We start from the raw sequence: 816 nt of genomic DNA, 5'->3' as shown, positions 1-816 counted from the left end.
TCTTTTGATAATTGTAATCAATATCACCAGTTAAAGTTAAATGACAATTTTCTACAGCTGATTTGACTTATACATGCGGTACAAAGAAACTCTATTCTAAAGCATTTATGGCAGCTCTAACTATATCTGCATCATTTCTTTTGTAAGTGTGTGTAAGCTCTACTTCCAGCTCATTGGCTACACCTTTAACTTTCTTAAGCTTTTCCACAGCTTTCTCAGCAGCGTACTTTTCAGCATAGCTTTTAACCTTACCACCTAACACAACTATTCCATTATCTTTAATAGCAACAGTTATATCTGATTCATCAATGCCTGGTTCAAACCTTAATTTGTCCATAACATTTGTATATAATTCGCCAGTTGTTACCATAAGTACCCCCACAAAAATGAATTTTTAACTTTTATTTTGGGTCCCAGAATAAAAATTAAAATCATATATGTTATAGTATCTGATTTTAGCATGTCAAGTATTTTTTTCACTCTTGTAAATTTTTTTTGAAGTACAAAAAACTTACTATCTTACACCGCTTTAGACTGACCTTAAATGTGCTGTAGGCAGAGTTTTTGGCTTGCTCTGCCTTTTGAAGGTTAACTTATATTTATCTTTTTAACAGATGACTGTACTGATTTTCGTATTACGATCTCTAGGCTCTGTGGACAAAAAATAAAGAAGAGAAGAAAAAAGAGGTAGTTTAACCTAACGAACATAAAAACGGAGAAACTACCGAATGGGAAAAAAAGGCAAAAGAAGCCCTGGCCATTATTTATTTTTAGTATTGGCGTTTTTATGCCTTAAACGCTACAATTTAGCTGCTT

At 32.7% G+C, this 816-nt stretch carries 1 protein-coding gene; it reads right to left on the bottom strand.

Features of this window, described 5'->3' with window-relative positions:
• Positions 1–91: 91 nt before the first annotated feature.
• Positions 92–370 carry a BON domain-containing protein gene (locus DM84_RS06000; RefSeq protein ID WP_250779090.1) on the bottom strand — a complete coding sequence of 93 codons (279 nt, stop codon included), beginning with the start codon at positions 368–370 and terminating at the stop codon, positions 92–94.
• Positions 371–816 lie beyond the last annotated feature (446 nt).

The sequence above is a fragment of the Wolbachia pipientis genome, assembly GCF_023661085.1.
In the GTDB taxonomy this organism is placed as follows: Bacteria; Pseudomonadota; Alphaproteobacteria; order Rickettsiales; family Anaplasmataceae; genus Wolbachia.
This window is presented reverse-complemented; position numbering and strand designations above follow the sequence as displayed.

What these genes read in the sequence shown, in the direction of transcription:
- DM84_RS06000 (WP_250779090.1), bottom strand. Translation starts at nt 370, where the DNA reads ATGGTAACAACTGGCGAATTATATACAAATGTTATGGACAAATTAAGG.